The 223-nt window shown below is 75.8% G+C and carries 1 pseudogene; it reads left to right on the top strand.

Annotated elements, in window-relative coordinates:
• Positions 1 to 223, top strand: a pseudogene (locus E4K09_RS20075) (tRNA uridine-5-carboxymethylaminomethyl(34) synthesis GTPase MnmE); the annotation flags it as partial.

Genomic DNA, 223 nt, shown 5'->3' with positions numbered 1-223 from the left:
GCCGTGCGCATCCTGCGCGACCCCGGCGCCGGCGAGCCCCTGGACCAGGCGCTGGTTCTGTGGATGCCGGGGCCGCGCAGCTTCACCGGCGAGGACCAGGCGGAGCTCCATCTCCATGGCGGCCTCGCCACGCGGGCGGCGGTGCTGAAGGCTCTGGGCGCGATCCCCGATTGCCGCCCGGCCGAGGCGGGCGAGTTCACCCGCCGGGCGTTTCTCAACGGGC

It is taken from the genome of Microvirga pakistanensis (assembly GCF_004458765.1).
Lineage (GTDB): Bacteria > Pseudomonadota > Alphaproteobacteria > Rhizobiales > Beijerinckiaceae > Microvirga > Microvirga pakistanensis.
The sequence above is the reverse complement of the archived record's forward strand: the minus strand, read 5'-3'. Positions and strand labels throughout refer to the sequence as shown.